Source organism: Clostridium sp. Marseille-Q5894 (assembly GCF_946902305.1).
GTDB lineage: Bacteria > Bacillota_I > Bacilli_A > Erysipelotrichales > Coprobacillaceae > Thomasclavelia.
The window spans coordinates 362,338-379,756 of sequence record NZ_CAMPPT010000001.1 but is presented as its reverse complement, the minus strand read 5'-3'; the positions used below and the strand labels follow the sequence as shown (position 1 = coordinate 379,756).

The following is a 17,419-nucleotide window of genomic DNA, read 5'->3' as shown; positions in this document are numbered from 1 at the left end:
GATCAACGGCGACCTCTACTTGAGTTCAAGGCGCTACTCCAGAGTGATTCATTATAATAATAGTTACTGATTTACACCAGCCATCAGCTCTCTATAAACATCTTATTATAAACAGTCTCCTTCATTGTATTTACTCATCTTCTTCATTGATAAGATTAAAGACTTCCGAATTATCGATCGTATCTAAGATGTCCTGTGACATCTTTTGAACTGATGAACGGAATTTAATTGCCTGATCTTTAAAATCATTCATTTCACCTGAAAGTGAACGTACATAATCTAATGATTCTTTCAAAATCATATTGGCATTACGTTTGGCTTTATCAATTAAAGCACTAGCTTCTTTCAAAGCTAAACGAGCTATCTCTTCATTTGTCTTTTCAGTAATGTTGACACGATGCTGCAATAAAGAGTTTTGCTCTTTGGCATGTTCAAGTTCATTCGTTAAAGTGGCTACCTGCCTTTTTAACTTATTGATTTGATCTTCATAATCGATCATCAAATTATCAACTGTCTGCATGTCATAGCCTCTAAACTGCTTTTTTATTTCTTTCATCGTCTCACTCCCTTACTTATAAAAATACCCTTCTACAACATAATTATCCTGTCTTGTTTTTCTTTTAGTATCGATAAACTTAACACGACCATAACGTCGAAGCGATATCACATCACTATTATTACACAAATAACTTATTTCTTCAACTTCTTTGTGATTAACTTTTACAAAACCTGATCGAATATAGCTCACTGCTTTGTTGCGCGGCAGACCATAAAAGCTGCTAACTACCTTATCAAGACGAAACGAAGAAATAATAAAAGTTTTACTCGTATACTGATGAACGATCTCAATTTCTTCATCAGATAAAGATAATTTTACCTTACTTTTTTTAATCATCGTAAGATTATCTTTGACATAATCATAAATTTTTAAATCCATCGCAACATAAAAATCATCATTATATTCGTAAATATCCCCAAACAACTCTCTTTTAATCCCTAAAGACATTAAAGCTCCTAAAATATCACGATGACCTAATTTACCAAAAGGCTTCGCATATGTAATTTTAGCCAGCGCTATTTCAAAATCTGCTTTTTCAATTTGATAAAATGCTGGTGCGATGATCAATCTCTTAGTCTCACTATTGATCAAACCACCATCTTCTAAGACGATTAGATCATCTGATTTACCAATAATACTATAAACAATTGACTGATGATACGGGTTTAAAAACTTTGTTAAAACAATTCTCTGTCGATTTAAAGCTTGATCTTTAAATTCTAGAATCTTTTTAACAAAAACTTCTTCACCTTTGAAATGTTCAAGCATAATTAAAAAGTATTAGTTAAACTAATACTTATAATTCTTCTGAGTCCTCTTCATCTAAATCAATTGTTCCAGAAACACCAATATTTTTAGGTGTACATAAGAATATTCTAGGCCCGATCCGTTGAATATCTCCTTCAATTGCAAAGATTACCCCGCTTAAGAAATCTACAACACGTTTAGACTGCTCTTTTTGTAAACGATGTAGATTTATTACCGCAGCTTTTTTCTGTTTCAAATAATTAGCAATATCTTGTGTTTCCGCAAAAGCTCTAGGTTCAAATAAAATTAATTGACTATCTTTATTAGCATTTAATGCTTTAATGGCATCACTAGTTTTTGAAAATTTAGCTTGTTCAAACAAACTGGTTTTAGGCTCAGTATCGATTTCTACTTCATCATATTCTTCAACTTCATCACCGTCTTCATCAAAGAACCATTTTTTTACTTTTTGTCCGTATCCCATGAAGTGATCCTCCTTATTTCATTACCAGCCCATTATAGCACAAAAAAACGTATCATAAAAGCATAATTAACGCCTCTATTCTAAAAAAACTTAAATTCACATTATCTTTAAACACAAAATCCAAAAAGACAACATAATTTTAAATAAAATTACATTGCCTTCAAACATTTATGGTTCAAGCGAAACTAAAATAACATCACCACCAATACTTACAACACAATCAAAAGGAATAACAATACATGGCGCTTCTTTAAAAAAACAAAACAATTTAAAAAAACTGTATTTTTCTACAACTATTGCCTGGATACTTCTGGTACACCAGTCAATTTCAATATCACTAATAAAACCAACTTTACAGCCATCAACTACATTGACTACATCTTTAGATTGCAGTTTTACAAATCTCATCAAATCACCATTAAAATATATGCTTATTTTAGGTAATTATGTAGATTGTTTAACGCCTTTTTTTCAATTCTTGATACTTGTGCTTGTGAAATAAATAATTCTTTAGCTATTTCGCTTTGTGACAGCCCTTCAAAATATCGCTGTTTTATTACCTGATGTTCTTTTTGATCAAGTAATTTCAACGCATCATACAAATCAATCTTTTCATTAGTTCTTGATACAACCGTTTTATCATCACTTAGAGAATCAATCATCTTTAAATTATTACCATCATCATTTTTCACTTCTTCTTGTAATGAAGCTACACTATTAGTTGATAATAGAGCTTCAATGACGGCATTTTGTTCAACTTCCAATTCATCAGACAATTCTTTAATTGTCGGTTCACGTTTTAATTTAACCAAATACTGATCTTTTACTTTTAGTATTTTATAAGCCAGGTCCCGAATTGATCGTGATATTTTAATTTGGTGATTATCACGTAAATAACGCTTCATTTCACCAATAATCAATGGGACTGCATACGTTGAAAACTTTAAACCATAACTAGTATCAAAGTTTTCAATAGCTTTAATTAAGCCAATCATCCCAACTTGGAACAAGTCATCGCTACTATCATTTCTACCATAGAAACGTTTTGTCATAGAAATGACCAACTTGGTATTATCATTAACTAATCTCTCTTTAATTTTAGGATCTTTAGTCGCCTGATAACGATCTATTAATATATATGTTTCTTCAGTTGTAAGTTTCTTTTTTGGTTCATGATAACCATTTATAATAACTTGATAATTGTTCATATTTGCCTTCTTTCACCCTTATTTTTAGCAAATATGACAAATTTATACTTATTTTATTTCATTATAATTCAATTTATTTCTTAATTTTTTTATAATTTTCTTTTCCAATCTTGATATATATGATTGTGAAATTCCCATCATTTTAGCCACATCTTTTTGTGTCAGTTCATCATAATTCATCAATCCATATCTAAACATCAAAATCTCTTTTTCACGTTTTGATAAATCTTTAAAAGCTTCGTAGAACATCGTTTTTTGATCGCTTTGTTCCAATTCATTTTTAACAATATCACTATCAGTACCAATAATATCTGATAACAGCAGTTCATTACCATCATAGTCAATATTTAACGGTTCATCTAAAGATATTTCATGTCTTAACTTATTATTCTTTCTTAAAAACATCAAAATTTCATTTTCAATACAACGCGATGCATAAGTCGCTAATTTAATATTTTTATCAGCTTTAAAAGTATTGATTGCTTTCACCAAACCAATCGTACCAATACTGATCAAATCTTCGATTCCACCATTTTGACTAGTATCATATCTTTTAGCAACATAAACTACTAAACGCAAATTATGTTCAATCAACAAATCACGAGCTTCACTATCACCTTTAGACAATCTATCCAAAGCTTCTTTCTCTTCTCCGTTTTTAAGCGGTGGCGGTAAAATATCATGTCTTCCGATATAATAAAGATACTTAGTTTTATTTAATAATTTTAAAATAAATTTTATCACTACAAAACTCCTCCCATTAATGCCTTATTTAATAAACAATCATAATGAATCCCAGTAATAATTCCTGCATAAACATCTTCTAAGACTTGATTATTGATGACTAACTGTTCAACTTTAATTATTTCAATCAAATCACTTCTTAAATCATTCAGTTCTAAAATATCAATCATCTCATACTGTTCTATTATCCCCGTTTTTATCAAAATCAGTGGAAAACCTTCATAATAAACTTCATTTCCACTATCCAAAAAACCATCAAATAAATATTTCTGGCCTTGATAACTTAACTCAATTGGATATAAATAACTATTAATTCTTACTTTTCGACGCAAATAAATAATAAACATCACCTGCATCAAAACAACTAATAAGCTAATTATAAATAACATCATTCCACTTGATTTTAATGGTGTGATCAAAATGCCATTATAAATAAATGCTTCAGGGATAAGAGAACTAGCAAAAAATAAAATTGAAAAATAAATAAAAATAAAGCTGGGATAATATAAAAACATCTGTTTATGAAACAAACAATAAAAAATTACTAACCAAACAACCAAAATAAGCCAATTATATTTATCAACATATAATAATAAAACAACTAAACTCAATAAAAAACTTTGTTTCAACACCTCTAAATAAGTCATCTCTTTACTAAGTAATATTCCCATCATTTCTAATGCTGCTAAAACAATCAAAAAATTACTTATATAAGTAAACTCTATATATACCTCCATCTCTTCACCCCTTAGATATCATAGCGCTTCTAAGTTTAAAAATATGTCAGTAAAAGAAAAAGTATCCTAAATAAATAGGATACTAATTCGATTCTTTTATCGCTTTAAAGACAGCATTTCTAAAACCATTTTCTTCTAATGTTTCCACACCTTTGATCGTAATCCCGCCTGGTGAACAAACTTGATCTTTTAAAACCCCTGGATGAAGTCCCGTCTCTTTTTGCATCATTCCAGAACCAATCAAAGTCTGACTAGCAAGTTTATAAGCAACATCACGTGGTAATCCCAAGCTTACACCACCATCTGCCATTGCTTCAATAAACATATATACAAATGCTGGACCACAGCCGCTGATACTTCCCCCAGCTTTCATTTGATACCCTGGCAATATCACTACTTCACCAATACTCGAAAACATTGCTTCAGCAAACTCTAATTCTTCTTTTGTCAGTGAATTTTCTTTTTCAAATAAGGTCATTCCATTTAAGACTAAGGCTGGTGTATTGGGCATGATCGTTAAATGACGTGTTGCTGGTAACAATAATTCATTATATTTATCATTATTATATCCCGCAACGATTGAAATAACAGCTTTATTTACCAAATTATTTTTTATTTTAGCAATAACTCCTTCAACGATATTAGGTTTAACAGCCATAACTACTAAATCTACCTTGTCAACCAATTCACTTTCACTATTGCAACATTGAATTTGATATTCTTCATTCATTTTCAATAATTTTGTTTGATCAATATCAAAAGCATAAACATTTTGGCCCTCAATAAAACCACTTTTAATAATACCACCAGCAATCGCACTAGCCATATTACCCATACCGATAAAACCAATCTTTTTCATTTTATATCCCCCTTTTTAAGAAAATAAGCTAACGATGTTAGCTTATTTAAATTCTTCTATTTTTGATAAACGCTGGTGGAAAGTCTCCATCATCGTCATCATCATCCATATCAAAACGTGCAGATAATGGAACAACATCCTCACTACTGCGTGATTTTAACATATTGGCACGTTGCTCAAATTCATCCTCTTTTTCTTCTTCAAAACCAGTTGCAATTACAGTAACGATAATATCATCATCTAAATTGTCATTAATTGCAATACCTAAATATGTATTAATGTCATCTCCAACTTCTTGAGAAATTGTTTCTAAGGCAATATTAGCATCAAATAATGAAATATTTGGTCCCCCTGTTACATTGATGATCGCATCTTTAGCTCCAGCCACAGATACTTCTAATAAAGGTGAAGAAATAGCCCGCTTAGCTGCTTCTTTAGCTTTATCATCACCAGAAGCCATCCCAATACCAATCAAAGCATTGCCACGATTTTTCATAACTGCTGAAACATCAGCAAAGTCAAGATTGATAAACGCTGGAATTGCAATTAAGTCAGTAATCGTCTGAACCCCTTGACGTAAAACATTGTCAGCCTCTCTAAAAGCTTCCTGCATTGGACGACCACCAATCAACTGTAACAAACGGTCATTTGATACTGTAATAATTGAATCGACATTAGCACGCAACTCTTCAATTCCGGCAATTGCCTGTTTCTTTCTTTTCATCCCCTCAAAAGTAAACGGTTTAGTGATTACCCCTACTGTCAACGCCCCTAATTCACGAGCAATTTTAGCAAAAACAGGAGCAGCACCAGTTCCCGTTCCACCACCCATACCAGCAGCGATGAACACCATATCAGCACCTTCAAGAACTTGACGAATATCAGCCTCTGATTCAAGAGCTGCCTTTTTACCGATTTCTGGTTCTCCACCAGCTCCTAATCCTTTAGTCAAATCACGACCTAATTCAATTTTATTTTTAACTGGTGAACGTTTCAATACTTGTAAATCAGTATTAGCGACATAGAATTCAACTCCTTCTACCCCTTCTTCAACCATTCGATTTACAGCGTTGTTACCCCCGCCACCAACACCAATTACTTTAATTCGTGCTACTTGTTCAAATCCTAATTCTTCACTCATGATAACTTGTTTCCTCTCTTTTTATATTAATCTTCACTAAAAAACGAATCTAATAACTTTGATACTTTGCCATTTTGATTTTTAGGTGCTGTTTTTGTTAGACCCTTAAACCTTATTGACATCGTACTTGTAATATCTGGTAAAACCAGTGATGGTGTATATTCACCAATAATTTGTTTTCTTTCCATCAAATAATAAATCATTCCAATTGCTGCCACTAATGACATGTCACGAGCCCCAATTGTTTCTGGACGATAAATTCTAACTGGACACCCTAGCACTTCGCTAGCAATCGTATCAAGCATTTCTAACTCACCGCCACCCCCGACAATTAGGGTTTCATATTTACCACCATCATCGATCACAGCAATTTTTTCTTTAATTTTATTCATTACTTCATATGCAGTCTCATTTAATAAATCTGCCAGATCCTGTTGCGTATAATCATGTTTTTTTCCATCAATAACAGTAGTATGAATAATATCATTTTGGCCCTTAGTGATATCTAATGAGCCATACTTGATTTTATAAGCTTCTGCCTGATTCATCGAAATTTGCATATTTTGGGCAATATTTCTAGTGAAATCATACCCTCCAACCTGACATACTGTCAAGTATTGTAAATATCCATCTTTATAAAATGATACTGTCGAAGTCTTATAACCCATATCAATCAAGATTGCTCCTTCTTGAAGATACACTGCATCAAAGGCCTCTTTAGCACAGGCAAAAGCATTAATAGTAATATCAAGTACTTCAATTCCACATTTTTCTACTACCGTAATGTATGGATAAAGCAATTCTTTACTAGTTGTAATAACTAAAGAATCGACAATAAGATTTCTCGATACTTCTCCAATTGGAGCTTCGATCGTCGCTCCCTTATCACTATGATATCTAACGGGAATGATCGATACTACTTCTTCATCTTTAGAGCGTTTAAACTTAGATGATAAACGCAATACTCTAACAATATCATCACTTGTGATCTTAGAACCAGCCTCTGAAAGACTGATACTGCTATCACTTTGATATAATTTAGCTTTTATCGTTGGGATCGTTAAAGCAACGCTTGTAATCTTAGTTTCCAAAAAAGCCTCTGCTTCATCAATCACTTTTCGTATATCTCTTGTTAAGATACGATCATCTTCAATAATTCCTTTTTTCACGCCATGACTAGGAATTGTTTTGACAAATAATACATTTACATTAATGTTACTTATTTCGGCAACAAGAAACTTTAATGTTGCGCTACCAATGTCTAAAACAGCGTAAATATCTTTCATCACGTATCTCCTTTTCTTAATATATACACAATTCTAGCATAAAAACAACTATTTTTAAACTCCTTTAATTATCATAAATAAAAAAATTACTTACTGCGATACACATATTTTCCTAAAAAATCATAATATTTATCATCTGGGTATTTTTCCATCAATAAAGCATAATTATTTCCTTTTAACTGCTCAGCCATATCATCATAACGTAAATATAATATTTTAGCATCATCCATAATAAATTCACAGCGGGTTTCATCTGCTGATAACGGTGCATAATTTATATCTGAAATCTGATTGATAACTTGTGAAGGCAGTTTGATAAATTCTTTACTAAATTCCTCTAAGTGTTCATAATCAAAATTATTCAAGCGCGGACATCGCTGGACATAACTTACATATTTACCAGCTTCATCTTTTATGATCCGCCCCGTTTCATCAACAACATATAAAACATTATCGATCGTACATTGGGCAATCGGATCTGCTTCTACTATCTTAATCGTAACATCACCAAATAAATTTTTAGAAACACGAGCACTTTTTACTAAAGGAACTTCTTTTATTCTTGAAACGATCTCATCAGTATTTGTAAAAAAAGTATAATCCTGATGCAGATTAATTTTGGCAGCATCGATAATTTCTTGACGTTCTACCCGATTATTACCACTAACAGTAATCGATTTTAAACGGCTATAATCACTCATAAAAAAGGCAATAATCAAAATAATAATTAAAATTATCAATAATATTTTTAATCTTCTTTTTCTACGTTTTACTTTTCTCTTTTTTAAAATTGCTTTAACTTGATTACGATCATAGTCATTATAAATTGTCTGCTGCTTTCTTGCCATACTTTACTCCCAATTAATCAAACCAACCTCACGTTTTAATTCAACATTAAACTTTTCATGTACTTTTTGCTGTACCAGCATAATTAGATCATAAATATCTTTAGCACTAGCATAACCGTTGTTAACAATAAAATTAGAATGTTTTGGTGATACTTGAGCGCCACCAATTTCATAACCTCTTAATCCACATTCATCAATATACTGCCAAGCCGCCTTATCTTCAGGATTTCTAAAAACACTGCCAGCACTTGGCATATTCCAAGGCTGGGTTGTCATTCTTCGTTCTTTTCGTTTGTCTAAAACAGCTTTGATCTCATTTGGATCTTTAGCCGCTAATTCAAATTCAGCCTCAAGGATAATTAATTTGTGATTATCTTGACAAATAGAATGACGATAAGAAAATTTCATTTGTTCTTTATTATAGGTTACTACTTCACTTTTTTCATTTAAAAGTGTCACTGATTTTACAACACTAGCAATATCATATTTATAAGCACCGGCATTCATAAAAATACCGCCTCCAATAGAACCAGGAATTCCGCCCATAAATTCAAAACCGCTAAGTCCAATTTTAGCTGCCTGATAAGCTAGAGAAATCATCGACACCCCTGCCTGAGCTTTAATAATTGAACCATTTATCTTAACTTTATTAAAATTTTCATTTAAAGAAATAATTATCCCTTCATATTCCTTATCGGAAAACAATAAATTAGATCCCCGTCCAATTATCATATATTTGATACGATGTTTACGACAGTATTTAATCGTCTTTACTAAACTTTCAACATCTTTAACTGCTAAATAAATTCTTGCCGGTCCGCCTACTTTATAAGTAGTATGTTTATAAAGTGGTTCATCCTCAATTATCTTTCCAACATCTAAATCAACCAAATCATCTTTTATTTGTGAAAACTTCATTTTAAGCTCCTAACATTTTTCTTATTAATTTATATATATCATCAAGAGCATTAGGTTTTCCTAATGCTTTAGCATTTTTCTGCATACTTTCTTGAACTATCTGATCATTTAAAATCCGATCTACTTTTTCTACAAAATCCTTACTATTCAAATCATTTTCAAGAATCATCATCGCCGCATTACGATCTGCCAATTCACGAGCATTATATTCTTGATGATTAGCAGCGACATAAGGACTTGGAATTAAAATCGCCGGTATTCCAATTGAAGTAATTTCTGCAATCGTTGAAGCGCCTGCCCTTGATACAACTAGGGTCGAATTCTTTAAAACAGAAGGCATGTCATCTATATAAGGAACCAGCTTAATATTTGGTTTTAGCTTTCCTAGCTTAGCAGTCATTTCTTCAAAATTAGATTTACCTGTAACATATAATACTTGATAATCTTTTTTTTCAAAACTATGCAATGATTCTAGCATCTTTTCGTTAACTGATTTTGAACCCAAAGATCCCATTACGATCGTTACTAATGGTTTGTTTTTATCTAGATCATATTTTTGGAAAATATCTTTAGGTTTAATTGAAGCAATAACACTTGCTCTTGGATTACCTAATTTATAAGTTTTATCTTTAGGAAAAGATTTATAAGCTAGATCATAACAACAAACGATCTTATCAACATGTTTAATTAAAATCTTATTAGTTAAGCCAACGATTGAATTTTGTTCATGGATCATTGTTTTATAACCCAATCTACTAGCAGCCTCAACAACACTAGCACTAGGATAACCGCCAAAGCCAATAACAATATCAGGATCGAATTTCTTTACTATTTTTTTAGCCGTAAAAATAGATTTTACAAAAATAGCTGCGGCAATTCCCTTTTTGATCGGGTTACCTACTAACCCACGTACATTTAAGCCAATATAATTATATCCTTGTTGCGGAACGACAACTGATTCTAAACGATCTTTTGTTCCCACAAATAAAAATTCGCTATCTGGTTCTTTTTCTTTTATATAATCAACTAGTGCCAAAGCAGGATACAAATGTCCGCCTGTTCCACCAGCTCCAACAATCACTTTCATCTTCTCACCTCTATGCAATAGTATATCATTAATACATCGATTTTGAAATATTTAAAACAATTCCTACAGCAATAAGCGTAATCGTCAACGACGATCCCCCATATGACATTAACGGGAGTGTAACACCTGTTACCGGAAATAATCCTACCACAACTCCAAGATTAATTAAAGTCTGAATTCCAATCATTGCAATAATTCCAATCATTAAAAAACTTCCAAACAGGTCTTTTACCTTGATTGCCTGATTGAACACAGTTACAAACAGGTAACCATAAAGACTCACTAATAAGATTCCCCCAATCAAGCCAAATTCTTCTAAAAAGATTGCAAAAATAAAATCTGTCTGGGGTTCTGGTAAATAAAAATGTTTTTGCACACTATTATTAAACCCCACTCCTAGTATTCCCCCAGGGGCGATGGCATATAACGATTGAATAATTTGAAAACCACTTCCTAAGGGATCAGCAAAAGGATTTAAGAATGCTACGATACGAGCTAATCGATAAGGAGCCGAAGCAATCATCAAAATGATTCCAACTACACCAACGATTCCTAACATAATAAAATATTTAAAAGGAAAGGGACTAACGATCAACATCACAATAATTGAACAAGCCATAACTACCCCGCTGCCAAAGTCAGGCTGTAACATAATCAAACCAAATCCTAAGCCTAATATCAACAATAATTTGAAACTGGCTTTTAATTTTTTCAATTCATGATAATGATTACTAATAAAATTAGCACTATAAATAATTAAAGCAATCTTAAATAATTCAGAAGGTTGTAAAGAAATTATTCCTAAATTAAACCAGCTTCTTGAACCCCCTCTTACTGCTCCAATTCCAGGAATCAAGACTAAAATCATTAAAATAAAAGAACCAATTAAAAGCTTATTAGCATTCTTTTGATAAATATGATAATCAATCTTAGAAAAAACAAACATTGCGATTATACCAATTATTGCAAAGATTCCCTGTCGTTTAATGTAATACAATGAATCATTGAATTTATAGCCAGCCCAAATATTAGAAGCGCTATAGACCATCATTAAGCCAATTACTACAATTATCAGTACCGAGATGACTACTCTTTTACTTTTCATATTCTTACCTCCAGTATAAGTATATGACTAATGATTTTAATAAATGAAAGAAGCTTTTATCCAAGACATTTTTATTCTAGTACCTTTTAATACTGATTCTTTATAACTATCAATAAACATATCTAATCGATTAGTATCTGTTTCCATGAACGTGTAGTAAAATGAAGTATATATTTCTTTTATCTTTTTTGACTAGATATTTTTCTTTAATGTTTTTTCAACAGTTTCGTTTATTCTTTTTTTGTCTTTGGCTGTTATGTATTTTAATATTTGATTTCTTTTTATAGCAGTAATATCTTCAACATATCTATATTCAATATACCATCCCATTGAAATAAGGAACGCTAAAATTATTTTTTAATAAATATTATCCAATGCCTTCCATGTACCTTGATATCCTTTTTTATGACATAACTAAAATGATTTCTGGTTTTATTTTATCTAAAAGTATTTTATATATCATATTAATATAATCGTCAGTAGCAGTTACTCTTTGTTTGTATTTTTAGGATTATCTTTTAATTTCTTCTTCATTCATACAAATATATTTTTTACGGTAATCGGGCATATCAGCTGGTATTTAAATATTTAGAAGGATTCTATAAATACAGTAAGAATCCACTCACATTGTGAGTGTTTATCACCGAATGAATATGAGAGGAAACCAGCTAAATTTCTTACATTTAGTTAGTCCGAAATCTTAACATAGGATCAACTTCCGTGTTTGGCAATGTTTTACTTCTGGATTTGGATTTATTTTACTTCTTGATTTGGCAAGAATTTATTTCTGTACTTAGTATTACTTTATACTTTTTTTACATATTTTATTTATGCTTACTTAAACTATTTAAATTTTCTAACTCTTATTACTTTAGTATCATTACTATAAAACAATGATGTAAGATTTTAAATATATTGACAACCGTTTCTAAAACTAAACAATGTTTCAAAGCAGTATTTAAAAAAAGTATCCATATTTAAATTTATATCCTTTAATTATACATTTATTTTAATACTTATTCTCTTTAAATATTCTATTTATAATTAAGATCATATTCATAGTACATTATCACAAACATCACCTATAAAACAGTTAGTATCAATTAATCACCAACATATGATAATCTTTATTTTCTAAATATTATTTCCATTTATTTTTAGCCTATTTATTATACTTTTTTCATAGATAAAAAATTTTTTCTCATATTGATTTCATTATATTTTATATGTATCATCATTCATATACATATCAAAACCCTCAAATATAAATCAAAAAAACAGCACAATTTTTTGTGCTGTCTAATGAGCTGACCAACTTATGTTGCTATTAAACTGGCTGCCCAGATCATGTTGGCATTGTAGAAAAAGTATTTCAATACATCCTATGTTGATATTAAATATGATTTGGATATAGATCTTAATGATATTGATACTGCATTTCAATACATCTGCCATTATATTTATTAAGTTGTAACATATATAATTTATTTACTGATCAGCCTCATTATTTTTATAGCGATAACTTCCCCACCAGTCTGGTAACAGCTCTTTTAATTTAACTGTTTTTCTTTTATCATAATCAACCATGATTTCCATATCTTTATTCTTAATATTTAATTGCATAAAAAATTCTCTGCAGGCACCGCAGGGCATGCCACTACCTTCATCAAAAGGAGCTTTGTCCCTAAATACAATTAATCTTTTAACGATCGTTTGTCCACTATTTACATACATATTCAATGCTGCTGTTCTTTCAGCGCATAGATCAAGAACACCACCGCAGCTTTCAATACAAAAACCAGTATAAATTTCACCATTATCACTTTCTAAAGCACAAACAACATGGTGTGCATATATAAAAGGTGACACTTCTTCAGGATGATATCGTTCTTTTGCTTTGATATATAATTTTTCCCAAATATCCATTATATCACTTTCCTTTTTTATATTTTATGGATTACATCTACTGCAAGGACGATAGCCTTGTGAAACTGCCGCTGCTTTAGATATCGAAATTTTACTTCTAGATAGATAGCCACAATTACTACTATGATAACAATCTCCTGTTTTAGTAATATAGACTGTGTATGAGATATTATCATCTTTAACAGGTGCCGCTTTAGATTCTTGTTTGTCTTTAACAGTAACATCACAAATCACCGATCTTTCATTGATTCTAGCAGTTATTGTCGTATTACCGGCCTTTAAAGCTTTTATATTTCCATCATTATCGACACTTGCTACAGATTCATTACTTGAAGAATATTGTACTGGTACATTGCTATTTGTTTTTATATTTATTTTATTGCTTTGGTTAGCCTCTAAATTTAATGAACTGGCTGAAATTTCCAATTCCAATTTATTAATTGTAACTGGAAGGGTAAGATCTGAGGCATTACCATATTTATCTGTTATTTTTATATTTGCATTATATGTACCAGCTGATGAATAATTTACCCCACTATCATCAATATCAACTTGATAATCAGATAATTCATCTACATCAATATAATTTTCATAATTTACACTATCGTATTCAACAATACTAACATCATTTAATTTGGTCAGTTTTGGTGCGGTAGTATCTTTTACATCTATTTCTAATTCTTTAGCTATTCCATGATATTTATAAGTTATTACATGTTTACCAACTTCAGGATAACGATCATTTTTATCAATTGTATCACAACTATACGAAAGATCATCTAAATCATCTACTTTAACATACGATTTTAAATCATCTAATCTTTCACCATATTCAAGATCAATTACGTCTTTTTTTAACTCCAGTTCAGACTGTCCATTACCTTGTCCAATTATCCCCACTAATAAAACAACTAAAATACATGTCTTAAATTTATTATTTAAGATCCAATTATAAATTTTTTTCATTTCCTTTATCCCTCCATTTAAATTATACAATTATCATCAGCATAATTCTATAATTTAAAACAAAAAAAATAAAATCCTGTAACCTTTGTTACAGGATCATCCTATATCTTATTAACAATATCCTTAAATACTCTACCACGCTGTTCATAACCAGTAAATTCATCAAAACTGCTTGTTGATGGTGATAATAAAACAATATCACCTGGCTGAGCATGATTAATTGCCTCTAAAACTGCTTCTTCAAGATTTTTTACACAAATACTATTTTCAATCTTCATCTCATCTTTAAATCGTTTACCAGCAGCACCAAAAGTAACTAAACGTTTAATTTTATTACTGTAAGTCGCCATCTCTTGAAGATCTAAACCTTTATCGAAACCGCCCATTAATAAAATAACAGGCTGATCAAAAGCTTTTAAAGCAATAATACTAGCATCAGTATTTGTAGCTTTGGAATCATTATATATTTTAATTCCGTTTATTTCTTTTACAAATTCAATGCGGTGTTCAACACCAATAAATGAAGCGATTTCTTGATTAATAACTTCGTTAGCTACACCACATTTTTTTGCGATACAAATTGCAATCATAATATTTTGGATATTATGATTACCTACTATTTTAATATCACTAAGATCGATAATAAATTCATTTTGATAATAAATTGCATTATCTTTGATCATACAATCAGCTTTATCAGTTAATGACATTGTAATTTGTTTACATGGAACTGGATATTTTTTTAAATATTCTGATAAGACAGAGTCGTCTAGATTAACAACAAAATAGTCATTTTGATCAGTATTTTTATAAATATTTGTTTTTGAAGCATAGTATTCATCAAGTGAAGCCATATAATCTAAATGATCTGGTGTTAAATTAATAATCGTTGAAACATATGGTTTAAAAGTATCAATATCTAATAATTGAAAATTACTCATTTCAATGACAATATAATGATTTTCTTCTTCCAATAAATTATGTTCTAAAACAATATCACATAAAGGCGTTCCCACATTACCAGCTAAATGAACATTATCATACTGCCCTTTTAAGATTTTATCAATTAAAGTAACTGTCGTTGTCTTACCATTAGTTCCTGTTACTCCAATATAATTTTGTTTTTTAGCTACTTGAAAAGCTAATTCAATTTCTGTATAAACTGGGATCTTTCTTTCCTTTAGTCTTAGGATAAACGGTTTATGATAATTAATTCCCGGATTTTTAATTACAAAATCAAAATCACGTTCAAATAATTCATCGGGATGTGATCCCGTTATCATTTCAATTCCCATATCAACATAATGCTGATAATCAGGAATATCTTTAGCTTCTTTAAACTCATTTACTGTAATCGTTGCATTTAGTTTATTTAATAACTTAATTGCTGCCCTACCACTTTTAGCAAGACCGATTACTAATACTTTTTTTCCTGTCAACATCTTATAACACTCCAATTACTATTGATAATATTCCACAAATAAATCCAATGAACCAAAATGAGATCGTTACCTGCTGTTCCGACCAGCCTAACATTTCAAAATGATGATGGATCGGCGCCATTTTAAATACTCTTTTTCCACGTAGTTTAAAAGAAGTTACCTGAATGATTACAGATAAAGTTTCCATCAAGAAAACACCACCAACTAAGATCAATAATAATTCCTGCTTAGTAAGGATCGCTAATACCGCTAAAAAACCACCTAAACCAAGAGAGCCAACATCACCCATAAAGATTCTTGCAGGGTGGTAGTTAAACATCATAAATCCAAGTAAAGCTCCTACCATTGCTGTTGCATAACTTGCAAGCGTATAATCTTTGGTCATAATTGCAAAGATGATAAATGGCGCAATCGCCACCATCGAAAGCCCTGTAGCCAAACCATCTAAACCATCAGATAAATTAACACCATTACTTTCACCCGCAAACATAATTAAAATTAAAAATGGGTATAGATATCCAAAATCAATACTTACATCTATTAATGGAATAGTTACTACTGATGTAAATCCTGGAATAAAATTCATTGCATAAAAATAACAAATAACCGCTAAAGCAATTTGTCCTAATAGTTTAGCTAATGGTGGTAATCCTTTATTGCTGTGTTTAACAATGATCAAAGCATCATCGATCAGTCCAATCAAACTATAACCCACTAAAACAATTGTTGTTAAAATCAATTCTGGATTAAAGATATTATTAATATCAAAAATCAATGTACTAATTAATGTCCCTAAAATAGCTGCTAAAACAAAAACAATACCACCCATAGTCGGTGTTCCGTTTTTAGCTTTATGGGACGCAGGTCCTTCTTCACGTTCAACTTGACCAAATTTCATCTTATGTAGAAACGGGATTACTTTAGGCATAGCGATTAAAACTATTACGAATCCTACTCCAAAAGCAAAGATTAATTTTAAAAAATTTTCCATTTTATATTCCCCTTTTTTTAAATTCGCCTTTACTATACCATATTATCAAATAATAGGCAAAATAAAAGGGACAAAGTCCCAATTATTCGACAGTTTTATTCACTAATGCCTAATTCTTTCATTAATTTAGTCACCTTATCAATAGCTGCCTCTTCATCTTCACCATCAGCAATAATTTCAATTTTTGCTTTAGTTGGAATTCCTAAAGATAAGACCCCCATCAATGATTTCATATTCACCGTCTTAGAAGCATAAACTAATTTAATATCGCTGTTAAAAGCCTTCACTCGATCAACCAGTTCGGTTGCGGGAGTAGCATAAAGACCAACGGGATCAGTCACGGTAACATTAATTCTTTTTACCATATTGCT

19 protein-coding genes and 1 other annotated feature (1 of these 20 cut by a window edge) are annotated in these 17,419 nt (G+C 30.9%); all 19 genes read right to left on the bottom strand.

What is annotated here, in order from left to right; all coding sequences use genetic code 11:
* Positions 1–134, bottom strand: a binding site (T-box leader); it reaches 70 nt to the left of the window's first position.
* On the bottom strand, positions 131–556 hold the full coding sequence (locus OC535_RS01785) for a DivIVA domain-containing protein (protein WP_024722647.1): 426 nt from the start codon (positions 554–556) through the stop codon (positions 131–133). Its footprint overlaps the feature before it by 4 nt.
* A gap of 12 nt (positions 557–568) precedes the next feature.
* Positions 569–1,327, bottom strand: coding sequence for a YlmH family RNA-binding protein (locus OC535_RS01780; protein WP_498823014.1), 759 nt, complete (start codon positions 1,325–1,327; stop codon positions 569–571).
* A gap of 28 nt (positions 1,328–1,355) precedes the next feature.
* Positions 1,356–1,790: a cell division protein SepF gene (locus OC535_RS01775; protein ID WP_024722649.1), complete on the bottom strand. Its 435-nt coding sequence runs from the start codon at positions 1,788–1,790 to the stop codon at positions 1,356–1,358.
* A 168-nt stretch (positions 1,791–1,958) separates the two neighbouring features.
* A complete protein-coding gene (locus OC535_RS01770; protein WP_227052114.1) occupies positions 1,959–2,198 on the bottom strand; it encodes a YlmC/YmxH family sporulation protein in 240 nt (79 codons plus the stop codon).
* Between the two features lie 23 nt (positions 2,199–2,221).
* Positions 2,222–2,998 carry a SigB/SigF/SigG family RNA polymerase sigma factor gene (locus tag OC535_RS01765; protein ID WP_498823013.1) on the bottom strand — a complete coding sequence of 259 codons (777 nt, stop codon included), beginning with the start codon at positions 2,996–2,998 and terminating at the stop codon, positions 2,222–2,224.
* A 48-nt stretch (positions 2,999–3,046) separates the two neighbouring features.
* Positions 3,047–3,739 carry an RNA polymerase sporulation sigma factor SigE gene (gene sigE / locus OC535_RS01760; protein WP_498823082.1) on the bottom strand — a complete coding sequence of 231 codons (693 nt, stop codon included), beginning with the start codon at positions 3,737–3,739 and terminating at the stop codon, positions 3,047–3,049.
* A 2-nt stretch (positions 3,740–3,741) separates the two neighbouring features.
* Positions 3,742–4,479 (bottom strand): sigma-E processing peptidase SpoIIGA, encoded by a 738-nt coding sequence (locus OC535_RS01755; RefSeq protein WP_024722652.1) that lies wholly within the window; start codon positions 4,477–4,479, stop codon positions 3,742–3,744.
* An 82-nt stretch (positions 4,480–4,561) separates the two neighbouring features.
* On the bottom strand, positions 4,562–5,338 hold the full coding sequence (proC, locus tag OC535_RS01750; RefSeq protein ID WP_024722653.1) for a pyrroline-5-carboxylate reductase: 777 nt from the start codon (positions 5,336–5,338) through the stop codon (positions 4,562–4,564).
* Between the two features lie 46 nt (positions 5,339–5,384).
* Positions 5,385–6,482, bottom strand: coding sequence for a cell division protein FtsZ (gene ftsZ, locus OC535_RS01745; protein WP_498823081.1), 1,098 nt, complete (start codon positions 6,480–6,482; stop codon positions 5,385–5,387).
* Between the two features lie 23 nt (positions 6,483–6,505).
* Positions 6,506–7,765 carry a cell division protein FtsA gene (gene ftsA / locus OC535_RS01740; protein WP_024722655.1) on the bottom strand — a complete coding sequence of 420 codons (1,260 nt, stop codon included), beginning with the start codon at positions 7,763–7,765 and terminating at the stop codon, positions 6,506–6,508.
* A gap of 86 nt (positions 7,766–7,851) precedes the next feature.
* Positions 7,852–8,613 carry an FtsQ-type POTRA domain-containing protein gene (locus OC535_RS01735; protein ID WP_024722656.1) on the bottom strand — a complete coding sequence of 254 codons (762 nt, stop codon included), beginning with the start codon at positions 8,611–8,613 and terminating at the stop codon, positions 7,852–7,854.
* Positions 8,614–8,616: 3 nt separating this feature from the next.
* Positions 8,617–9,531 carry a UDP-N-acetylmuramate dehydrogenase gene (gene murB / locus OC535_RS01730; protein WP_024722657.1) on the bottom strand — a complete coding sequence of 305 codons (915 nt, stop codon included), beginning with the start codon at positions 9,529–9,531 and terminating at the stop codon, positions 8,617–8,619.
* A gap of 1 nt (position 9,532) precedes the next feature.
* Complete coding sequence (gene murG / locus OC535_RS01725; RefSeq protein ID WP_227052122.1) at positions 9,533–10,618, bottom strand: undecaprenyldiphospho-muramoylpentapeptide beta-N-acetylglucosaminyltransferase; 1,086 nt, start codon at positions 10,616–10,618, stop codon at positions 9,533–9,535.
* A 28-nt stretch (positions 10,619–10,646) separates the two neighbouring features.
* Positions 10,647–11,723 (bottom strand): putative lipid II flippase FtsW, encoded by a 1,077-nt coding sequence (ftsW, locus tag OC535_RS01720; RefSeq protein ID WP_227052125.1) that lies wholly within the window; start codon positions 11,721–11,723, stop codon positions 10,647–10,649.
* A gap of 1,488 nt (positions 11,724–13,211) precedes the next feature.
* Positions 13,212–13,649, bottom strand: a complete 438-nt coding sequence (locus OC535_RS01715; RefSeq protein WP_227052126.1) for a cytidine deaminase family protein — start codon at positions 13,647–13,649, stop codon at positions 13,212–13,214.
* Between the two features lie 24 nt (positions 13,650–13,673).
* Complete coding sequence (locus tag OC535_RS01710) at positions 13,674–14,615, bottom strand: Ig-like domain-containing protein (protein WP_498823012.1); 942 nt, start codon at positions 14,613–14,615, stop codon at positions 13,674–13,676.
* Positions 14,616–14,716: 101 nt separating this feature from the next.
* Positions 14,717–16,057: a UDP-N-acetylmuramoyl-L-alanine--D-glutamate ligase gene (gene murD / locus OC535_RS01705; protein WP_227052134.1), complete on the bottom strand. Its 1,341-nt coding sequence runs from the start codon at positions 16,055–16,057 to the stop codon at positions 14,717–14,719.
* A 1-nt stretch (position 16,058) separates the two neighbouring features.
* Positions 16,059–17,048, bottom strand: a complete 990-nt coding sequence (gene mraY / locus OC535_RS01700) for a phospho-N-acetylmuramoyl-pentapeptide-transferase (protein ID WP_024722661.1) — start codon at positions 17,046–17,048, stop codon at positions 16,059–16,061.
* Between the two features lie 95 nt (positions 17,049–17,143).
* Complete coding sequence (locus OC535_RS01695) at positions 17,144–17,413, bottom strand: HPr family phosphocarrier protein (protein WP_024722662.1); 270 nt, start codon at positions 17,411–17,413, stop codon at positions 17,144–17,146.
* Positions 17,414–17,419: the final 6 nt, after the last annotated feature.

What these genes read in the sequence shown, in the direction of transcription:
- murG (WP_227052122.1), bottom strand. Translation starts at nt 10,618, where the DNA reads ATGAAAGTGATTGTTGGAGCTGGTGGAACAGGCGGACATTTGTATCCT.
- OC535_RS01775 (WP_024722649.1), bottom strand. Translation starts at nt 1,790, where the DNA reads ATGGGATACGGACAAAAAGTAAAAAAATGGTTCTTTGATGAAGACGGT.
- murD (WP_227052134.1), bottom strand. Translation starts at nt 16,057, where the DNA reads ATGTTGACAGGAAAAAAAGTATTAGTAATCGGTCTTGCTAAAAGTGGT.
- OC535_RS01715 (WP_227052126.1), bottom strand. Translation starts at nt 13,649, where the DNA reads ATGGATATTTGGGAAAAATTATATATCAAAGCAAAAGAACGATATCAT.
- OC535_RS01785 (WP_024722647.1), bottom strand. Translation starts at nt 556, where the DNA reads ATGAAAGAAATAAAAAAGCAGTTTAGAGGCTATGACATGCAGACAGTT.
- ftsA (WP_024722655.1), bottom strand. Translation starts at nt 7,765, where the DNA reads ATGAAAGATATTTACGCTGTTTTAGACATTGGTAGCGCAACATTAAAG.
- OC535_RS01770 (WP_227052114.1), bottom strand. Translation starts at nt 2,198, where the DNA reads ATGAGATTTGTAAAACTGCAATCTAAAGATGTAGTCAATGTAGTTGAT.
- OC535_RS01710 (WP_498823012.1), bottom strand. Translation starts at nt 14,615, where the DNA reads ATGAAAAAAATTTATAATTGGATCTTAAATAATAAATTTAAGACATGT.
- OC535_RS01735 (WP_024722656.1), bottom strand. Translation starts at nt 8,613, where the DNA reads ATGGCAAGAAAGCAGCAGACAATTTATAATGACTATGATCGTAATCAA.
- proC (WP_024722653.1), bottom strand. Translation starts at nt 5,338, where the DNA reads ATGAAAAAGATTGGTTTTATCGGTATGGGTAATATGGCTAGTGCGATT.
- OC535_RS01695 (WP_024722662.1), bottom strand. Translation starts at nt 17,413, where the DNA reads ATGGTAAAAAGAATTAATGTTACCGTGACTGATCCCGTTGGTCTTTAT.
- murB (WP_024722657.1), bottom strand. Translation starts at nt 9,531, where the DNA reads ATGAAGTTTTCACAAATAAAAGATGATTTGGTTGATTTAGATGTTGGA.
- mraY (WP_024722661.1), bottom strand. Translation starts at nt 17,048, where the DNA reads ATGGAAAATTTTTTAAAATTAATCTTTGCTTTTGGAGTAGGATTCGTA.
- OC535_RS01780 (WP_498823014.1), bottom strand. Translation starts at nt 1,327, where the DNA reads ATGCTTGAACATTTCAAAGGTGAAGAAGTTTTTGTTAAAAAGATTCTA.
- OC535_RS01765 (WP_498823013.1), bottom strand. Translation starts at nt 2,998, where the DNA reads ATGAACAATTATCAAGTTATTATAAATGGTTATCATGAACCAAAAAAG.
- OC535_RS01755 (WP_024722652.1), bottom strand. Translation starts at nt 4,479, where the DNA reads ATGGAGGTATATATAGAGTTTACTTATATAAGTAATTTTTTGATTGTT.
- ftsW (WP_227052125.1), bottom strand. Translation starts at nt 11,723, where the DNA reads ATGAAAAGTAAAAGAGTAGTCATCTCGGTACTGATAATTGTAGTAATT.